12 protein-coding genes are annotated in these 19,606 nt (G+C 28.5%); 5 read left to right on the top strand and 7 right to left on the bottom strand.

The window, feature by feature from the left end; all coding sequences use genetic code 11:
- Position 1: 1 nt before the first annotated feature.
- The 4 genes from IR152_RS12845 to IR152_RS12860 all read left to right on the top strand — a co-directional run bounded on the left by IR152_RS12845 (position 2) and on the right by IR152_RS12860 (position 4,933).
- Positions 2-472, top strand: a complete 471-nt coding sequence (locus IR152_RS12845) for a hypothetical protein (RefSeq protein WP_003417884.1) — start codon at positions 2-4, stop codon at positions 470-472.
- Positions 473-484: 12 nt separating this feature from the next.
- On the top strand, positions 485-1,795 hold the full coding sequence (locus IR152_RS12850) for a M20 family metallopeptidase (RefSeq protein WP_227452351.1): 1,311 nt from the start codon (positions 485-487) through the stop codon (positions 1,793-1,795).
- A 455-nt stretch (positions 1,796-2,250) separates the two neighbouring features.
- Positions 2,251-3,792 carry an AbgT family transporter gene (locus IR152_RS12855; protein WP_227452352.1) on the top strand — a complete coding sequence of 514 codons (1,542 nt, stop codon included), beginning with the start codon at positions 2,251-2,253 and terminating at the stop codon, positions 3,790-3,792.
- Positions 3,793-3,826: 34 nt separating this feature from the next.
- Positions 3,827-4,933 (top strand): M20/M25/M40 family metallo-hydrolase, encoded by a 1,107-nt coding sequence (locus IR152_RS12860; RefSeq protein ID WP_227452353.1) that lies wholly within the window; start codon positions 3,827-3,829, stop codon positions 4,931-4,933.
- Positions 4,934-5,426: 493 nt separating this feature from the next.
- On the opposite strand, the gene IR152_RS12865 is transcribed toward IR152_RS12860, so the two are convergent.
- The 7 genes from IR152_RS12865 to IR152_RS12895 form a co-directional block, all read right to left on the bottom strand.
- Positions 5,427-6,713, bottom strand: a complete 1,287-nt coding sequence (locus IR152_RS12865; RefSeq protein WP_227452354.1) for a transcriptional regulator — start codon at positions 6,711-6,713, stop codon at positions 5,427-5,429.
- A 69-nt stretch (positions 6,714-6,782) separates the two neighbouring features.
- Positions 6,783-9,893 (bottom strand): bifunctional diguanylate cyclase/phosphodiesterase, encoded by a 3,111-nt coding sequence (locus tag IR152_RS12870; RefSeq protein ID WP_227452355.1) that lies wholly within the window; start codon positions 9,891-9,893, stop codon positions 6,783-6,785.
- A gap of 890 nt (positions 9,894-10,783) precedes the next feature.
- Positions 10,784-11,488: a response regulator gene (locus IR152_RS12875; RefSeq protein WP_227452356.1), complete on the bottom strand. Its 705-nt coding sequence runs from the start codon at positions 11,486-11,488 to the stop codon at positions 10,784-10,786.
- Positions 11,479-13,086 carry a DUF4118 domain-containing protein gene (locus IR152_RS12880; protein WP_227452357.1) on the bottom strand — a complete coding sequence of 536 codons (1,608 nt, stop codon included), beginning with the start codon at positions 13,084-13,086 and terminating at the stop codon, positions 11,479-11,481. Before IR152_RS12880 ends, IR152_RS12875 begins: the two co-directional genes overlap by 10 nt.
- 249 nt (positions 13,087-13,335) lie before the next feature.
- Positions 13,336-14,514, bottom strand: coding sequence for a hypothetical protein (locus IR152_RS12885; protein WP_227452358.1), 1,179 nt, complete (start codon positions 14,512-14,514; stop codon positions 13,336-13,338).
- Between the two features lie 219 nt (positions 14,515-14,733).
- A complete protein-coding gene (locus tag IR152_RS12890) occupies positions 14,734-15,228 on the bottom strand; it encodes a threonine/serine exporter family protein (RefSeq protein ID WP_227452359.1) in 495 nt (164 codons plus the stop codon).
- Positions 15,229-15,990 carry a threonine/serine exporter family protein gene (locus IR152_RS12895; RefSeq protein ID WP_227452360.1) on the bottom strand — a complete coding sequence of 254 codons (762 nt, stop codon included), beginning with the start codon at positions 15,988-15,990 and terminating at the stop codon, positions 15,229-15,231.
- A gap of 756 nt (positions 15,991-16,746) precedes the next feature.
- On the opposite strand from IR152_RS12895, the gene IR152_RS12900 reads away from it, so the two are divergent.
- A complete protein-coding gene (locus tag IR152_RS12900; protein WP_227452361.1) occupies positions 16,747-19,581 on the top strand; it encodes a sigma 54-interacting transcriptional regulator in 2,835 nt (944 codons plus the stop codon).
- Positions 19,582-19,606 lie beyond the last annotated feature (25 nt).

Genomic DNA, 19,606 nt, shown 5'->3' on the forward strand with positions numbered 1-19,606 from the left:
AATGTTTGCTAATTTAAATTTAAAGAAAAGTTCATATCAATTATTGGTTATGTCTGTTATTGGAGTTATAATTCTTATAGGACAAAGAATTAGCGTTGGTACATCTATAGTTACAGCTCTTCCTGGTATGGTGATGCTAATATTAGCTGCTATGGCTGCTATGATTATAAAAGATTTATTTCCTAAATCAATCTTTCCAGCTTTTGGATTTGCAACTATAATAGGTCTTTTACTTAGTATGCCATATAGTCCAACATCTGAAGTATTCTTAACTAATACTAATAATATCAACTTTATGGCTATAACTACTCCACTACTAGCTTTTGCAGGAATTTCTGTTGGAAACAAAATAGAAGCTTTAAAAGAAATGTCATGGAAAATAGTTATAATCTCACTTATTGTATTTACAACTATATTCTTCGCATGTGCGAGTATAGCTCATATAGTTTTAAGTATTCAAGGTAAAATATAGGAGGAATTTATTATGAATAAAGAACAATTAAAATCTCTAGTAATAAAAACTATAGATGAAAATAGAGAAAAAATATTAAAAATAGGTCAAGGAATATACAAAAACCCAGAATATGGATATAAGGAATTTAAAACTACAGAAGCTGTTTCAAACTTTTTTGAGCAAGAATTAAATTTGTCTGTAGAAAAAAATATAGCAGTTACAGGATGTAAAGCAAATGCAAATTCTAGTAAAGAAGGTCCTCATATATCTATACTTGGAGAATTGGATGGTATATCATGTAAAGAGCATAAAGATGCTAATGAAATAGGTGCTTCTCATACTTGTGGACATAATATTCAAATAGCTGGAATGTTAGGTGCTGCTGTTGGTTTAGTAAAAAGTGGCGTTTTAGAACATTTAGATGGTAAAGTATCTTTTATGGCTACTCCTGCTGAAGAATTTATTGAGTTGGAATACAGAGAGCAATTAAAAAAAGAAGGAAAAATAACTTATTTTGGTGGAAAACAAGAATTAATAAAAAAAGGTTATTTTGATGATATAGACATATCTATGATGTTTCACGCTTCTGATTTAGGAGAAGATAAGGCTCTAGTTGGTCCTGAGAGTAATGGATTTGTTGGAAAAAAAGTTAAATTTATAGGTAAAGAATCTCATGCTGGTTCTGCTCCACATGATGGAATAAATGCTTTAAATGCAGCAATGCTTGCTATAAACAACGTGAATGCACTTAGAGAAACTTTTAAAGAGTCTGAAAGAGTTAGATTCCACCCTATCATTACAAAAGGTGGAGATATAGTAAATGTCGTTCCTGCTGATGTTCATATGGAATCATATGTTAGAGCTAGAACTATAAATGGTATGATTGATGCTAATGAAAGAATAAATAAGGCGTTGATGGCTGGTGGAATGGCAGTTGGAGCTAATGTTGAAATAACTGAGATTCCTGGCTATCTTCCAATATTACGATACAAAAATCTTGATAATTTATTTAGAAACAATCTTGAAGATTTAGGTCTAAAAGGAAAAGTTATTGATGGTGGAGACTTTACAGGCTCTTTTGATTTTGGAGATGTATCTCATATAATGCCTACTCTTCACCCTATGATTGGTGGTGTAAAAGGAGCTCTTCATACAAGAGATTTTGAAATAGTTGATGAAGATTTAGCGTACATAATTCCTGCCAAAGCAATGGCATTTACAGTTGTAGACCTTCTTTTTGATAATGCTAAAGATGCTAAGGATATATTAGATGCCTTTACTCCAGTTATGACTAAAGAGGAATATCTAACATTCCTAGAAAAACATGATAAAACTTTATAGGTCTATTTTTATAATACAAAAGATGGTATATGCTAAGTTATACCATCTTTTTTTATATTTTATTTTTGTAATACCTCACTCCTATCCTTTTAACTTTCCTATAAAATCAGTGTCATAATGCAGAAACTAAAATAAAAAATATTATTCTTAATAAAACCAATAACTTAATCTTCCACTAGATTTTTATAAAATTTTGTTTTAAAATTAATTTTAAAGGCTATATACCATACAGATATATTAAATACAATTCGGCATTAATCTACTTAAAACATATTTAATTATCACTATTTCTCCAGAAAATTCAGAAAACTACATTGACATAAAAAAAAGTTTATTTTATACTTTTTTTAGGACGTATTGTGGACACGTCTTAAATCGATAACCCGAATTTACATTATAAATCAGACCACAATACTTATTTTTTAATTATATTTTTAAACATTAGGGAGGATATTATGAATGATAACGTAGTTAAGAAGAAAAACTTTTTTGACAGAACATTAAACAGAATAGAAACTGTTGGTAATAAACTACCAGACCCAGTTACAATATTTTTAGGATTATGTGTACTTTTACTTATACTATCTAGTGTAGTTGGCTCTATGGGTATCTCAGTAGTTCATCCTGGTACAGGCGAAACTATAACGGCTGTAAATTTATTGACTGTAGAACAACTTCAAATTCTTTTAGGAAATATAGTTAGTAATTTCCAAGGCTTTGCTCCTTTGGGTCTAGTTTTAGTAACTATGATAGGTGCTGGTGTATGTGACAAAACAGGACTTATGACAGCAACAATCAAAGCATCAGTAAGCAAGATTCCTAAAACAAGAGTAACTCTTGTTGTAATGACTATAGGTATGCTTGCCAATATAGCTTCAGATGCAGGTACAATACTATTTCCACCATTAGCTGCACTTGTATATCTTGGTGTTGGCAGACATCCACTTATAGGTTTATTTTCTGGATATGCAGCAGTCTGTCTAGGATTTGCAGCAAACATTATGATAAGTGTAAATGATATACTTGCTGCAAGTTTTACAGTTCCAGCAGCTCAAATGATTGATTCTGGATTTCAAGCCAATGCAACAATGAACTTATTTTTTATGATAGCATCAACTTTTGTTCTAATACTTTTGGCAACATGGGTAACAGAAAAAATTGTAGCTCCTAGATTTGGTAAATATGAAGGAGATGCAGAACTAGATGTTGATGGAAGTCTTAGTAATGTAGAAAAGAAAGGGCTTAAAAAAGCTGGTATAAGTATATTAATATACGTAGCTATCATAATAGCTCTTAGTGTAATCGGCAAAAAACCATTCTTAGCTGACCCAGAAACAGGAGATTTACTATCAAACAATGCTCCTCTTATGAAAGGTATGGTACCTATAATAGCACTAGCATTTTTTATACCTGGTGTTGTATACGGAAAAGCTATAGGTAAGATAAAGAAGGATAAGGATGTTGTCTCTATAATGGCTAGTGCAATGAGTGATATGGGTGGATATATAATACTAGCATTTGCTGCTTCACAATTTTTACAATTATTCACAAATAGTAATTTAGGTCTGATACTAGCTGTAAAAGGTGGAGAGTTTTTAAAATCAGCAGGAATAAATGGACCTTTATTATTGATAGGATTTATTATATTATCATGCTTTATAAATTTATTTATAGGCAGTGCATCTGCAAAATGGGCTATTCTTGCACCTATATTTGTACCAATGTTTATGATGGTTGGATATAATCCAGCACTTACTCAAATGGCTTATCGTATAGGTGATTGTATCACAAATCCGCTTAGCCCATTATTTCCGTACTTCCCTATTATACTAGCATTCACAAGAAAATACGATAAAGATGCTGGTATGGGTACTGTAATTGCTAATATGATACCATACTCTATATCATTCTTAATAGTGTGGACTATACTATTAATATTATTTATGGTATTTAATATTCCACTAGGTCCTGGAATACTTCCTTCATATAGCATGTAATTTATTTAAATCTTTCTAAAAGGAGAAGTAGCTTATGTTAGATAAAAATAGACTTATAAATAATTTTATGGACATGGTTAGAATTGATAGCCCATCTAATCAAGAATTAGAAATGTCTAAGTGGCTAGTAAACTATTTAAAAGAAAGAAACATAGACGCCATTATAGATAATGCTGGTGAAAAATACGGCGGTAATACAGGTAATGTAATAGCCTATATAAAAGGTGAGGAAGGAAGTAGACCGCTTTGTTTGTGTGCACATATGGACCAAGTTCAACCTTGTTTAGGTGTAAAACCAGTACTAGATGGTAATGTAGTTAGAAGTGATGGAACTACTACACTTGGTGCAGATGATAAAGCTGGAATAGCTGCTATACTTGAAGCTTTAGAACATGTCATTACAGAAAAAATACCACATAGAAACATTTATCTTTGTTTTACAATCTGTGAGGAAGCTGGTATGCATGGTGTTAAAAACTTTAATCCTGACAACTTGCCTTGTAAAGATATTGTGATTTTAGATTCTGGTGGAGCTATTGGTTCGATAGCATATAAAGCACCTGCTCAACAATCCATAAAAATCTCTTTTCATGGAAAGAAAGCACATGCTGGTATAGAGCCTGAAAAAGGTATAAATGCTATATTGGTAGCCTCTCATGCAATAAGCAATATGCATATAGGTAGGATAGATTCATTGACCACTTCAAATATAGGTAAAATAGAAGGCGGTGGGGCTACAAACATAGTAACTGATAAGGTTACATTGACTGCTGAAATTAGGTCTCATATACCTGAAACTTTAGAGTATGAGCTTAATCATATGGAAAAATGTTGTAGCGATGCTGCATCTAAATTTAATACTACTTATACTTTTGAACATAATATGTCTTATCCTAGTTTTGAACTTAGTAGAGATAGTCATGTTTTCAAGTTAAGTGAAAAAGCAATAAGACAAGTTGGCATTGTTCCAAATCCAATGGTAATTGGTGGTGGAAGTGATGCAAATATATTAGCTAATCTTGGATATAATTGTGCTATATTAAGTCTAGGTATGTATGATGTTCACACAGTTAATGAATATGTAAATATAGATGAATTATATGATACTGCTAAAATAGTTTATCATATGATTAAATTATAAAAATAAAAACCTATGTATCTTCAACTTTATAAGTTATATCTTAAAAAGTTGTTTTACATAGGTTTTAGTATTTTGTATAATAATTTATTGTAGCATTTTATATAATAAATTATTGTAACATTTTATATAACAAACTTTAGTATTTTATATAATAATTTTTAGTACTTTATATAATAAATTATTGTAACATTTCATATAACAAACTTTAGTATTTTATATAATAATTTTTAGTGCTTTATATAATAATTTATTGCAACATTTCATATAACAAACTTTAGTATTTTATATAATAATTCTTAGTGCTTTATATAATAATTTATTGTAACATTTTATATAATAAACTTTAGTATTTTATATAATAATTCTTAGTGCTTTATATAATAATTTATTGTAACATTTTATATAATAAACTTTAGTATTTTATATAATAATTTTTAGTGCTTTATATAATAATTTATATAATATAATAATTTATGCAGTTTTATAAAATCTCTTAAAACAGGATTTCCGTAATATTTTTTGGTCTCCCTCCACCAATACTAGTCTCTTTTGCACAGATTCGACCTAAACCTGCACTCACTATTTTATTTAATATACGTCTTGCACTTCTTTCACTTACATTTAGATACTCTGCTAATTCTTTTGAATCATAAATCTTGCTTCTTCTATTTTCGCTTATAGCAATAAGTTTTGCAACTGATTCACAACTCATTCCAGTCCTTTTAGCTATTTCTATTAACTTCTCATCAGATAACATTAAAGAATAATTTAATTCATTTTCTGAAGCTAAAGGTCCTCTTATGTTTTCATCTTCATCTACTAAATATATACCAATTTCTTTTGAATCTATGGAGTGTCTTAATGCTTTATGTGCATTATTTTCAGCTTGATACGCAGTTACTCCAGTACCAATTCCTATACTAAGAGAAAAACCCATATCTTTTATCTCTCTCTTTAGTTTGAATAACTTGTCATAATTATACTCATTATCAGCTACCCCCTTATGAACAAATACAACATAATCATTTCTTCCAAGTAAAAATAAGGAACCTTGAATACTCCTCACATAGTTTACTATAAGCTTATCCATATCTGATTTTTTTATCATGTCAGAATAATAGTTATCTATCTTCTCTTTATAATCTATTAGACTCAATATTTCTACAGCAATTTGAGAAAATCTTGCCTTACTTAGAGCATATTCACTCTTTACTTTCTCATAACTTTCTTTGATTAATTGTATAGTAGCTTGTAAACGAAATACAGGATAACCTCTTTCTTTTAATTCATTATATACTGCACCAAAACCAGTTAACATTATATCTGTCTTATTTTCTTCAAATAATTTTATATGCCATTTTACAAGTTCAGACTCTCCTACTTCCAAAGAAAATGGATTACAAAATACACTCGTTGCCTTAATATCAAACTCTTTAAGTGCATCTTCCACAACATATCTATCAACTACATCTATACTGAATTTATCTAATTTTATATTTTCACTTTTTATTGCCCAAAATGCCTTCATTATACTCGTCCCACTTCTCGGTACAAATGAATGTGGCTTACTTATCTCATACTTAGATTTTATAAATTCATAAACTGCACATCCTGTAAATATAATAGCATCACATTCATCTTCACATTTAGAAATAACTTCTATTGTATCTACCACTTTTTCTCTTACATATATTTTAGTTTTTAAATCACTGTCTATCTGTTTTAAATCATCCTTTATCTTAAACCCAGAGTCTGAAGGACCTATAATACCCACTATCATAAACTTCGCTCCTAATCCATCAATATTATACTTTCTAAAAATTATATCCTCACTATCTTCTACTTTTATTTACCTACATAAAGTGCCTGCATAAAGTAAGTTCTCAAAATCATCACTTGGAATAGGCTTACAATAGTAATAACCTTGAATTACTACACAATCCAAACTCACTAAAAATTCAGCTTGCTCTTTTGTCTCTACACCTTCTGCCACTACATCCATATCTAAATCTTTTGCCATGGCTACAGTGTGCTTTAAAACTATTTTTTCTCTCTCTGTAATTCCTTCTTCATTAAAAAAACCACAATCTATCTTTAATGTATCAATATTAATATTTTTTAACATATTTAATGAAGAATATGCTGAACCAAAGTCATCCATATTTAAAACAATACCATCCATTCTAAGGTCAGCTATTACCTTAGTAAACAACTTTATATCTTTAATAAATAAACTTTCTGTAAGCTCTAATTCTAAAAAGGATTTTGGTATATTATACTTATTTATTAAATTTAAAACAATATCTCTAAAGTGTGGATTATGCAAATGTAATCTTGATACATTTACAGAGATAGGAACTGGTTCTTCACCCAAATCTATCCATTTTCTAATCAAAGAACATACTTGTTCCCATACATACATATCTAATCTGATAATAAACCCATTCTTCTCAAATAGTGAAATAAATTTAATTGGAGGCATTATACCTTTTTCTGGGTGAACCCATCTAACTAGTGCCTCCGCACCAATAATTTTATTTGTATTAAGATTATACTTAGGTTGTAAATATACATGAAATTGCCCATCTTCAAGTGCATATTCCATTTCTCTTTCCATCTGCTTTTCTTCAAGAGCATCATTTCTTATAGTATCATCATAAAACATATAATGGTTGATGCTCTGTTTCTTTACTTTTTTGTGAGCATACCCTGCCATTTCACAAGCATTTGTAACTGGAATATGGTTATCTAAAATTTTATAAATCCCAAAACATGGTACTAACATACATTCAAACTTTTTCATATTTAAGGTATTTGTAATCTTATAAATTACTTTATGAACATCTCTATCAGAATAACTTTCATAAAAAATGCAAAATACGTCTGCATACATACGACAACATATACCATTAGAACCAATGTTTTTTTGAATCAATTCTGCAATATATATTAAAGCTTTATCTCCTCCTCTAATGCCATAAATATCATTAATCACCTTGAACTTATCTATATCCATCATTATAATAGTATAGCGTTTGTCAGGATGCCTTTTAAGCAATAAACTTGTTTGTTCGCAAAAACTTTCATAATTGTATAATCCTGTTAATGTATCCCTTTGGTTTTTATGTATTTGCATAAGATAATCTATATTTTTAATAGCAACTAAAATATGTGTCTGTTTCTTGCCCAACTTATTTTTACTGCTAATCTTCAGTATATAAATTAATGCCCAATAATATTTTTTATCTATTCCCAAACGTCTATACTCAAAATTTAGTTCTAAATCGTCTTGTTCATTATTATTAAGACTATCAATAGATTTCAAAAATCTGTTACCATCAAATAATATTATATCATCAGGATGAATTAAATATTTTTTAATATATGAGAAAGTTTTCTCAAGATTCTCCTTTATAGGAAAACTAAAAATATTGCTCTCTGATTGATAAATTGGGGTAATTAAATTTGTATCCATACAAATAGACAAAATTATATCATATGTATTATAAGCTAGTTTTTTATAAGCCTTAGAATATCCTTCTATCATTAAATCGTCAAAATACACCTTATTATCTAAATCTCCATGTTTAAACAAAATATTACTCTTCAAATCATTTAAATCACTAATTACATCTATTTCATTATTTCTAAGTTTGGTCTTATTATAGTATCTTTTCTTATCTTGGTACATTCTCTCATCTGCAACTTTAATCAATTTCTCTATATCAATATCATCTTCACTCCAAACGCTTCCTACTGCTGCACCATATAACATGTTATCTTTAAATTCTTCACTTAACCAAATTACTAATTCTTCAAATAGTTGTTTTGGGATATCTTCACATAATACAACAAACTCATCTCCTCCAATACGGTAAACATTATGAGAATGAAAGTATTTTTTTATTATTACACAGGCTGACATAATAGTAGAATCCCCATTAGCATGTCCAAAGTTATCATTAATGTCTTTTAATCCATTTATATCTATAAATACAACTCCTATAGATTTAACTTTGCATTTTTGAAAATTATCTATATACTTAATATATCTATTTCTATTATATGCACCAGTCAATAAGTCATAGTAACTCATATAATTTAATTTATTTTCTACTTTCCTCTTTTCCATCTCAGTTAATAAAAAATAAGATAGGGATGTCAAAAGAGAGGTGTCTCCAACAGCCTTATGTGGATTATCAACTCCAATAAATCCTATTATTTTATCATTTTGTTTTAATGAAGATGCCATTAAACTTTTAATTTTTTGAGGTTTTAAAATTTCATATTCTATTGGATATATTTCCTTTATATTTTCTATATTGTGAATTATCACAAAACCTTTTTGCTCAAACAACAAAAACCAATTTTTTAATTCTTTAATATCAAGATTTCTTAGTGACTGTTTTTGTTCATCAATACCTTCATCACACCATTCATATGTATTAGTTATTTTTTTTCTATCTTCTGATACTTCAAAAACATATGCTCTATCAGCTTTATGAAATTTGCCAATATTGCTTAATACAATATTTACAGCATCAGAAAAATTGGATTCTGTTATAAGATGTTTAATACATCCAACTAATAACTCTTTTATCTCTAATTTCTCTGCTATTGATTTACTTACATTTTCTTTTTCTGTAATATCAAGAGCTATTTCTAATCGTGCATATTTTCCTTCCCACTTAATTAACTTATCTTTTAATATAAAATGTCTATTTGTCCGAATATTTGTATTTTCCCATATGTAATATTCATCTTCTTTTAAAATAGAATTCGTACAAAATTCACAAGGAGTATCTTTCCCTTGTAATGCTTCATAGCATTTTCTATGAGAGATATCATCAAGACCCATTATCTTTTTCCCAATTTTATTAATATATAAAAGCTCATACGTCTCCAAAGAAGAAACATATACAATTTCATCCAACTCATCTATTAAATTTATTATATCCATTTATATCTCTCCTTTTATCTAGATTGAAATTTTGAAGCTTTTAAAATTTTGATATGTATTTGGCAATGATATTATGTTTTTTTATATCTGAAAATATCATTTTAATAGCTTTATATTTTTTAACCAATATTTTTCATCATTATATCAATCATAGGTTTCATCATTATATCAATCATAGGATAGAGTTTTGCAATACTTAATTTAGTATATCTATAATTATGATATTAGATATTTGTAATTCCTAATCATATAAACGACAAATATCTCTATCAATTAAGTATTTCAATTATATAGAAAGATAAGACCTTATTAATTTAAAAATATAAAACTATTATATATTAAAATTTCTTCAATAATAATAAACTATTTAGATTATTTTTTGATATATTAATAATAGCACAAAGACTAACGTAAAAAGATATAAAGGCAATTTTTTATGTCAAAAAAAGTCTAAACCTTGATTATCTGCTATAATAAAATCTCTATTGTTAGTTTTATAAATGTAGATAACTCATTTTCATACTTATTTACTACAAATAAATACAATTCTTCTTTATGGTGTAAAACAACATAATATTACCAATAAAACTATTTTCAATACTTTTATCATTTTTAAAATGTAAAATATATATTATCCTATGAAAAATTTATTTTAAAAATAAAAATAGCTATGTAAATTTAAGATGATATTGTCTCAAAATGAACCTTTTAGTTCATGAAGCACTCTTTTTTGTATAAAATCAAATATATTTTCATCATTTCAACAATGAAAAAGAGGCTTATCTCTCTATTTTGAGACAACCTCTTTTATTGTAGAATATACATAGTTATTTCTATTAGGTTTAAAGTACTTATATCTTCTCATATAATAAATAATTTCTATCTGATTACTACTCATCTGCCATACGATAACCTACTCCAACCTCAGTCAAAATATATTCTGGCTGAGCAGGATTCTTTTCAATTTTTCTTCTTATACTTGCCATAAAAACTCTAAGCGACTGGTTTTCACTTTCATAGTAATTTCCCCAAACTTTATCTATTATGAATTTATGAGTTAAGACTCTTCCAGAGTATTTAGACATCAACTCAATAATCTTATATTCAATTGGAGTTAAATGTATTTCTTCATCATTAATTGACACAATATGATTTTCATAATCTATCTTTAGATTTTTTACCTCAAAAGACTTTGGAGCATCATTGTTTATATTGTCTTGTTGAACTTTATTTCTAAGTGCTACACGTATCCTAGCTAAAAGCTCTGTTACACTAAAAGGTTTAGTCAAATAATCATCTGCTCCTCCATCTAAAGCCTCAACCTTATCCCTCTCATGCTCCCTTGCTGAAACAACAATTATTTTATTAGTTTTGGCACACGCTCTAACTCGTCCTATTACCTCAATTCCATCAATATCTGGTAGCCCTAAATCCAAAATTATTAAATCTGGGTCAAGAGAATGTATAAGTGATATAGCCGTTCCTCCATTATCCGTCTCTACACACCTATAATTCTGAGTTTCAAGAGATACTTTTATAAATTTACAAATTGGTTTGTCATCTTCTACAATTAGAACTAATGGCTTTATTTCCACTTGTCTTTCGCCTCCTTCTCATATATAGGTATACTAAATCTAAACGTAGCTCCTCCAGAAGGATTATTAAAGGCGACAATTTCTCCACCATGAGCTTCTACTATAGATTTACATATCTCTAATCCAAGACCAATACCTCTTCTTTCAAGATTTCTATACTTATTCTTAGTATAAAATCTATTAAAAATATTCCCGATATCTCCATTTGGTATTCCTTTTCCATTATCTGCAACTTCAAATAGTACTTGCTTTGATTCTTTTTTTACAGTTAGTTCTATTTTAGAATTCTTAGGTGTATGCCTTATAGCATTATCAATTAAGTTTACTAAAACTTGCTCTATTAATAATACATCCACATGAACTATTATTATCTCATCTGGAATATTGGTTTGTATATCTCTGCTATTGGCAAACTTTTTGACTCTTAATATGGATTCAGCTATTATTTCATCAACAACCTCTGGTCGTTTTTCAATATCCAATTTTCCTTCGTCTATCCTGGCCATACTAAGTATATTCTCAACAGAATGAGTTAACCAACTCGTATCTTCATATATATTTTTTAATAATTCTACTCTAGTTTCTTTATCTATCACATCATCATTTTCAAGTATGGTTGAAGATGAACCCAATATACTTGTAAGTGGAGTTCTTAAATCATGAGAGATTGACCTAAGTAAGTTTCCTCTTAATCGTTCCCTCTCTGCCTCGAGATTTGCTTTTTTATTCTTTTCAAATAAATTTTCTCTATCAATTGCCAACGCAACCTGTGTTGAAACTGCTTCTAATAGTATCTTTTCATTTTCTGTAATAATATCTATTTTAAAACATGCAATACCTATAACACCAAGAACATTTGATTCTTGACCTTTTATAGGAAAATAATATGCACTGCTATTTTTACAATATTTTGTCCCAATTCCAACTGGATTACCTGTCCTAAAAGCTTCTTTTATAGCTTCCTTTTCTAATACTGAATGGAATATATTCTCGCTTCCATCATTGTTACAAATATAAATACTTGGCTTACCTAGATTATTGTTATCATCTGCAATAGTCACTATAACAGTTCTACTTAATATATTCACTAAATTAGACCCACAGAATTCAATAATTTGATTTTTATTTTTTGCTTTAAGCAACGTTTTGTTATTCTCATAAAGTAATCTTATCATTTTTTCTCTTTTATGAGAAAGTCTTACTTCTCTTTTTATCCTAGAAGTTAAAGTACTTGTTATAATTGCTACCATCAGCATAATACAAAAAGTTATAGGATAATCTTTTCTATAAGCTAAAAAAGTATATAATGGATGTGTAAAGAAAAAATTAAATGATAGAACTCCTATTACTGAAGAAAGTATTCCAAAAAAATATCCATATGTTATACTTGTAGCAAATAATACACCTAATATGTATACTAGTATAATATTAGATTCATTAAAACCTACTTTTTCAAAAACTACTGATATTCCAGTAGCAATCATCATAACCAATATAGTTTTTATAAAGTCCTTAATAATTATATTTTTACTGAGATAGCCATCTTCATCATAATCGTACTCTTTTAAGTCTTCATGTTGTAGTCGTTCCTTTTTCATTTACTACAAATCCTCCTTATTATTACTGTTTAAATTGGCTCTATTGTATATAATACAATTTTATCATAATAAATTCAATCAATACATTTAATTAATGTACTTAAATTACTAAAAGGTGCTGTCTGAAAATAAATCTCTATTTCAAAACAGCACCTCTATATATTTAAATTACTAATTTAGTTTTTACATACTTAAATCATTAGTTTTATTCAATTTTATAAATTATAATATTTGATTTATGGAATATTCTTATCCAACAAGCATAAATATAAAGTGGGCACATATACCTGCACATAAACCACCTATTGTATGCGAAAGTATCGCTTTACCAGCTAATGGTCTTGCGTCTAAAGCATCCATCATACCTATGTGTGTACTTAAATATCCACTCCAACACATACCCATTGCTGTAAATACTGCTATATCATTAGGAGTTATAGCACCTGATTTTATAAATTCTGGTACTAAAGATATTGCTGCTCCAACAGCTCCTAATGCAGTTACAGGGAATGCTATTGCCTCTGGTGATGTGAATCCAAATAATGGTTCTATTATGAAGCTAATCTTATCACCAATAGCAGGTAATAATTTTATACCTTCATATGCAGCTCCTGTGTAAACAGCTTGACCTGTAGCAGGGTCTGTAGATGGTCCAAAAGTCAATAACATAACTAATGTACAAACTACTAAAACTCCTGGTATTATAGCCATACCCATTTCAACACCTAGCTTACCACCTTCAAGTATAGCATCCAATGTTCTTTGGAACACATTACCATCTCTTATTTCTCTAAACTCTTCAAGTTTTGCACCTTTATCATTTATTTGCTTTTCAGTATCATTTTTAGGGTCATAATTATAATACTTTTTAGTAAAAGTCAACATAATTCTAACACTAATAATACTACCTATTATTGCCCCAACGTTACCTATTATAGCTGGTAGTACATATTCTTTACCTTGAGCTATCATAAAAGTTGTTACAATAAGTCCCATACCAAAGGCTGTTCCTAAATTACATAAAGCAGGTACTTGATGCTTCTTAAAATATTGTGTAAATGTTTTGTCTTTAGCAAATGGTATAATAGCTGGATTATCAGATAAATATGTTGCAACTACTCCTGCTATACTAGCACCAGGTAAGCCCCATATAGGTCTCATAAGCCCCTTAAATATCTTATTAACTAAAGATATTACTCCAAACTCTGAAAGCAATGCACTAAGTGCGCCTGCAAGAACTGCCATTGCCATTATTAAAAATACTGTGTCTAATAAAAGCGCATGGGCTGTACTCATTATTACTTTAAACATCATTCCTGCACCCATGATGCTTCCTACATATCCAAATCCTATTGCCAATAGTACAATAAATACGAAGGTTTCCATACTTACTGCCTTGACTCTTCTCTTATCCGACAGCTTTTCCATCTTGAAATCTTCCCCCTTTTAATTTTAAATTAAGGTTCTTAATATTGGTACAAATTTTTTAATACAAACTGTGTTCTAAAACTTACACCCGTAATGCAAGTTGTCAGTTTTTTGAAATAAAAAAAATCACGTTTATAGAATAAGAATATCTTATTTGGATACTCTTATTCTATTTTATGTTATTATATTATCATCCTTTTGTTTAAAAGTCAATTTTTTCTATTTTTGTTGTTTAATTTTATTTATACTATTTTTATATTTTTCATTTTCTTTTATTTTTGTAATCACTCCGTATAAGTTGACTTTTCTAAATACAGTAGTTATAAATACTAATCCCAATGCAATTGAGCTTGCACATGATAATGTACTCACACCATATTCTACCGCTTTAATATAATTATTAGTTAAGACAGAATACATAGTATTATATATTCCATAACCAGGTACTAACATTATTAAACAACAAACACTCAATGTAGTCGCTGGGGTCATATAAATTCTAGCACATAACTCACAATATATTGCAAAACAAACTGTAGCTATAAAAAAACATAGGTTTTCTGTTACCCCCATATTTAAACAAAATTTATACGAAAACCAAGCTATACTTCCACCTATTCCTGCCAGTATTAAATTCTTTCCTTTCATATTAAATAAAACTCCAAAGCTTAAGGCTGTAAAAAAAGCTGCTATTACTTCTATAAACAAATGCACTTATATCCCCCCTAACTTGAAGTACAATCCAAGTACCAAGAACATTCCTACTGCTATAGATACACCTATAAAAAATACTTCTGCTAATTTTGCAAGACCAGAAATTAATTGTCCATCTAGCAAATCTCTTAATGCGTTAGTCAAAGCTAACCCAGGAACTAAGAGCATTATTGCTCCTGCTATTAGGTGGTCTAGCGTCTTTATGAATCCGAGCTTCAAAATTACAATCGAACAAGAAGCTATAAGAACTGCTCCGATTGCATTTACAAAAAAGTCATTAAGCGAGGATTTACTTAAGTACATAATAACAAACTTAGTCAGAATCCCCACAGTAAATGCAGCTATAAATTCTTCCACATTTCCGCCAAATAATATCGAAAAAGTTGCTGCTGCAATACCTGCAAAAAATATTGTCATTAAATCCGAGTAATAGTTATCTTCACTTATCTCATCTAAAATTTTCTCACATAATTCAATATCTAAATTATTTATACTTATTGCTCTTGATAGTGAGTTAACTTCATGAACCAAGTTTAAGTCTACTCTTCTTGAGCTTATTCTTTTAATTGCTGAATATAATTTCCCATCTACAAACACAGATGCCATTACGGCCGTCGGAGTCGCAAATACGTCTACATGTTCTATTCCAAAAGATTGACATATTCTAGTTATCGTTTCTTCAACTCTATAAGTTTCTCCTCCGCTTTGCAACATAGCTTTACCTGCATTTGAGGAAAAGTTTAAAATTCTATCTATATCCACAAAACATATCTCCCATTCTTTTATATTGTTATTCATATTTTATTACAAGTCTTTTATAATGTTGTTCATATTTTATTACAAGATGTTGTTTATTTAAAATATTTTAAATAATTCACTATCCAATATTTACATTTTATGAAAAAACTTGTTTTTTATGTTTGTCAAAATTGGATTTTAAGCTTGTTTACACCATAAAATGGCTGAATTAATATTTGACAAACACTTTCAACCATTTATATAATCTTTTAAATTGTATAACTTTTTATTCAAATAAAGTTATATCTTTTTTAATTTTTTATCTTGGCTCTTTAAGTTTTACAATAACTTAATATTTATATATCTACAGTATAAAACGTAATTTTTATGATGCAAAACATAATTCGTAAGTGTATATATGTATTAAATGTATATATGTAAATTATTCTTAAACTGTATCAGTTTTTTCATATCTCTTCATATATATCGACCATACATCAATTTATCGACCATACATCAATAAATGATACTACATATATTGAAATATATTGAAAAACTTATATTTCCTTATGTAACAACATAATATTCTACTTAAATCTATAAAAATCTATATCTAATATAATGCAACTCTTATTTTAGCACCATCTATTACACAAAACAACATATTAAAAAGTAAAATGCAAAATATCCACTATAAACCTTATTTTAATACTAAATATATATTATAATATATTTAATATAACTTAAATATAGTTTAAATATAAAGAAAGGAGACAGTATATGCTAAGAAAAGATAAAGTTCTATTATCACTACATAAATTATGTGAAAATATAACTTTAAAAGACCTTCAGTCAGAGAAAACTGGATTTACTACAATAGAAATTGCTAACCATTCATCTCTTGATAGAAGTAATACCAGTAAAGAATTAAATAGCCTATATAATGAAAAAAAAGTTATAAAAATACATGGCAAACCAATTTTATTTCTACATGCTGGTATTATAGAAAATTTAATTGGTCGTATTTTAAACAGTGATGAATTTTCTATAAGTAATTGTAATGAACTACTTAAATCAAGCCAAAATGACTCAGAAAATATTTTTTCAACATTACTTGGACATGATTCTAGCCTTAAGCTACCTATAGAAAAAGCTAAATCTGCTATACTCTATCCTCCAAAAGGTCTTAATACATTACTCATAGGACCTACTGGTGTTGGAAAAAGCACATTTGCCGAAACAATGTATAAATATGCTGTAGAAAGTAGAGTCTTTTCTTCTGAAAGCAAATTCGTAGTATTTAACTGTGCTGAATATGCAGAGAATGCTAACTTACTATTAAGCAATTTATTTGGATACGTTAAAGGTTCTTTTACTGGTGCTAATAAGGATAAATTCGGGATAGTTGCACAGGCTAATGGAGGTATATTATTCTTAGATGAAATACACAGATTACCACCAGAAGGTCAAGAGATGCTTTTTCTTTTGATGGACAAGGGCATATACAGACGATTAGGAGAATCCGACATAGTACACAAAGCTACTGTTTTTATTGTGTGTGCCACAACAGAAGATATACATTCTTCCCTACTTGGGACTTTTTTAAGAAGAATCCCTGTTACAATAAACCTACCTGCTTTACAGGATAGGTCCTTAAAAGAAAGATTATCTCTTATTAAATACTTCTTTATTATAGAGTCAAAATACACCAATGCAACTATAAGAGTTCACAAAGATGTAATTAAATCACTACTCCTTTATGATTGTTTTGGTAATATAGGTCAGCTTAAATCTGACATACAACTTATGAGTGCAAGAGCCTTTTTAAATTACAAGACTGGGCTTAAGGATAATATAGAAATAGATTTGTCTCTTGTCCCTGATTACATCTATACTGGTCTTTTAAAATTAAATGAAAATCGTAGTAATCTAAATAAATTATCAGAACTTGATTATATGCTTTTTTATGAATTTAATGGTAACAACTTAGAAGTTGAATATACAAAAGAACTATCTAAATACAATATAGATACACAAGACAATGGATTCAAGTACTCTACAGAGATTCCTTATCTGGAAAATGATATAAGGAGTATGTTTATAAATTACATGGAAAAATACTCTACAAAATTACTTTCGCTATCTTCAGTAACCCATTCTGATTATACAAGTAATGAAATTTTTAAAGTAATCAACCCAAAGATATACTATGCTGTTGAACATTCTTTAAAAGAGGCTGAAAAAATATCGAGAAACAAATATACAAAACAAACTTATATTGCTCTTTCAATGCATATAAGTGCACTTATAGAAAATATAAATCAAGACACATATAATCCTAAGTACAATTTATATAATGATAAAATTTTCTTAGATAAAGATTTAAATATAGCTAAAATAGTTTTAAGTATAATTGAAAATGACTTGCAAACATCTTTACCTAAGGATGAGGTAAAATTTATATCTATGTTCCTAAATAGCACGTATCTTGAACCAGATAATCAATCTGAAAGTATAGGGGTCATAATACTTGCTCATGGAAATTCAACAGCAAGCAGTATGTGTGATGTAGCAAATTCATTACTTGGTACGAACCACTGTAATGCAATTGACATGCCTCTTGATGTAAAGGTAAGTACTATACTTGATAAAGCTATAGAATTGGTAAAAGAATGTGACGAAGGTAAGGGTGTACTTCTTTTAACAGATATGGGCTCTCTTATAGCTTTTGGAGAACTTATTTCAGAAAAAACAAAAATTAAAACTCGTTCGATTGAAATGGTGTCTACTCCAATAGTTTTAGAGGCAGTAAGAAAAAGCACACTACCAGAAATGACTTTGGATGAATTAGCTAACTCCTTAAGCTCTTTAAATCCATACATTGGACGAGCAGCAATTGATTCAACAGAAATAAACTATCCTGAAAAGTCAAGAGAGTATGTAATAATAACTACTTGTATAACAGGTTATGGTTCAGCTATGAAAGTAGCAGACTTTATAAATTCTTCACTTAAAAGTATTAATAAATACAATATTAATTTAGTTCCTCATAATATAGAAAGTTTTAAAATGTATAAGAATAAATTTAGTAATACTAAAATTCTGGCAGTTGTTGGAAGTGTAGATTTTAATGTAGCCAACACCCCTTTTATACACATAGAAGAACTACTAAATGGATATGGCCTAGATATGCTAAATAAAATAATAGAAGGTACATTCAATGCCAATAGTATTACAAATATAAAAGAAACAAATCTATCATACAACAGTTTAATAATAAACTTTATGACCCAAAACTTAGAACTTTTGGACTCTGTTAAATTATTCAACTATGTCAATTCTTCCTTATTTACAATAATAGAATTAATAGATGAAGACTTAAAGAGCAAATTTAAGCTAGGATATATACTACATTGCTCTTTTATGATAGAAAGATGTTTTAAAAATACAACTTTTCCATATAATAACATTACTGAATTAATTAGTAAAAATCATGAACTATATAGTTTAATACGTGAAGCCTTTAAGCCAACAGAAGCTTATTTTAATATTCTGATACCAGACGAAGAAATTGCTTATATAATAGACATGATTAATGAGTATCTAAATAAATAAAATTTATAGCACTTATTTTGTGCAT

The organism is Clostridioides sp. ES-S-0108-01 (assembly GCF_020662285.1).
In the GTDB taxonomy this organism is placed as follows: Bacteria; Bacillota; Clostridia; order Peptostreptococcales; family Peptostreptococcaceae; genus Clostridioides.